The sequence below is a fragment of the uncultured Marinobacter sp. genome (assembly GCF_963974375.1).
Taxonomy (GTDB): Bacteria; Pseudomonadota; Gammaproteobacteria; order Pseudomonadales; family Oleiphilaceae; genus Marinobacter.
In genome coordinates this window covers 1-2,011 of the sequence record NZ_CAXBDN010000424.1, presented here as the reverse complement: position 1 = coordinate 2,011, position 2,011 = coordinate 1, and the positions used below count along the sequence as shown (strand labels likewise).

The 2,011-nt window shown below is 59.5% G+C and carries 2 protein-coding genes; both read right to left on the bottom strand.

Annotated features, from left to right (window positions below):
- Positions 1 to 351: 351 nt before the first annotated feature.
- Complete coding sequence (gene prpF / locus AAC035_RS21000; RefSeq protein WP_339807062.1) at positions 352 to 1,530, bottom strand: 2-methylaconitate cis-trans isomerase PrpF; 1,179 nt, start codon at positions 1,528 to 1,530, stop codon at positions 352 to 354.
- Positions 1,531 to 1,761: 231 nt separating this feature from the next.
- On the bottom strand, positions 1,762 to 2,011 hold a 250-nt coding region (locus AAC035_RS20995; RefSeq protein ID WP_339807060.1), incomplete at its 5' end, for a hypothetical protein.

Here is a 2,011-nt window from a genome sequence, read left to right as displayed (position 1 = left end):
GATTGGCTTTGTGATGGAGCACGGAGCGCTCAAAGCCGATGTCATTCATTACCAATATCTGGAGAGCACAGATGATTTTCCATCCCATGCGGTGTGCCCCGGAGAGCTTGAGCCTGAGTTCCCCTCCTGAATCACAGTAAAAAAAAAGAGTTTTAGCTATGCTCTTCTGTTACCGAGAATAACCGCTGCTGTTCGCGGTTGTTCTCGGTGCATAAGTAAGGGCAGCGTAATGCAGTGAGCGCCTTCGGTTGATTGAGGTCCGCCAGGCCACAAACAAAAATGCCGCCGTGGATAACAACATCCAGGGCGGCATTTCTTTAACGGGCTGAATCAATCGATTCGGAGTTTTACCTAGAAACTATCCCCAGGCACCCTAACCCAACCTTCCATCAACACCCTCGCACTACGACTCATAACAGCCTTCTTGGCGGTCCACTGCCCATTAACTTCAGTAGCCTCAGCCCCAACCTGCAAGGTCCCGGAAGGATGCCCAAAGGTCACAGAAGTCCGGTCCCCTCCCCCGGCAGCAAGGTTTACCAGGGTGCCAGGCAAAGCCGCAGCCGTAGCAATGGCCACAGCCGCTGTCCCCATCATGGCGTGATGCAGTTTGCCCATTGACAGGGCTCGTACCAGTACGTCCACATCACTGGCCTTAATGTCCTTACCCGAGGAGCTGACGTAGTCCTTCGGCGCAGCAACAAAAGCCACCTTCGGCGTATGGCCCCGGTTAGCGGCCTCTTCCGGCGTCTTGATCAGCCCCATCTTCACTGCACCGTGGGCGCGAATGGTCTCGAACTTCGCCAGGGCTTCCGGGTCGCCGTTAATGGCGGGCTGCAGCTCGCTGCCCTCATACCCCACGTCTTCCGCATTCACGAAGATGGTGGGTATGCCGGCGTTGATCATGGTGGCTTTCAGGGTACCCACACCGGGCACCTCCAGTTCATCCACCACATTGCCGGTGGGGAACATGGCGCCTTCGCCGTCGGCCGGGTCCATGAACTCCACCGCTACTTCCGCCGCCGGGAAGGTGACGCCGTCCAGTTCGAAATCACCGGTTTCCTGCACTTCGCCGTTGGTCATGGGGACTTTCGCGACGATGGTTTTGGAGATGTTGGCCTGCCAGATGCGGACGGTGGCAATGCCGTTGTCCGGTATGCGGCTCTTATCCACCAGGCCGTTGCTGATGGCGAAGGGGCCGACTGCAGCGGACAGGTTGCCGCAGTTGCCGCTCCAGTCCACGAAGGCCTTGTCGATACCCACCTGGCCGAACAGGTAGTCCACGTCGTGGTCGTCGCTCTGGCTTTTGGCCAGCAGCACGGTCTTGCTGGTGCTGGAGGTGGCGCCGCCCATGCCGTCGATCTGCTTTTCGTAGGGGTCCGGGCTGCCGATGACGCGCATCAGCAGTTTGTCACGGGCCTCGCCGGGTTGCTGGCAGCGTTCGGGCAGGTCGTCGATTTTGAAGAAGACGCCTTTGCTGGTGCCGCCGCGCATGTAGGTGGCGGGGATTTTAATCTGGGGTGTTTTGCTCACTTTGGGTGGCCCTCTTTGAGACTTGCTATATATGGAGGACGTGGCCTCGTACATTGTGCCAGGCGCCCTTCGACAGGCTCAGGGCGAACGGGAATCAGTGCCTGGCCCCCCGCGCATCCTGAGCCCCTCGTCCTTCGACAGGCTCAGGACGAACGGTGTCTGGCTCAGGGCGAACGGATGAGAGATGTTGTGCTGGCCGCGGAAGCCGCGGCCAGTGCCTTCATCACACCATCACACAGCCCCTTCGGACTCCAGGAAGTCCTGGGCGAAGCGTTGCAGTACACCGCCGGCTTCGTACACGGACACTTCTTCCTGGGTGTCCAGGCGGCAGGTGACCGGTACTTCTACCTTTTCGCCGTTCTTGCGATTGATCACCAGGGTCATGGTGCTACGGGGGCTGTAGTCGCCGACCACGTCGTAGGTTTCGGTGCCGTCCAGGGCCAGGGTCTTGCGGGTGGTGCCCGGCTGGAATTCCAGGGGC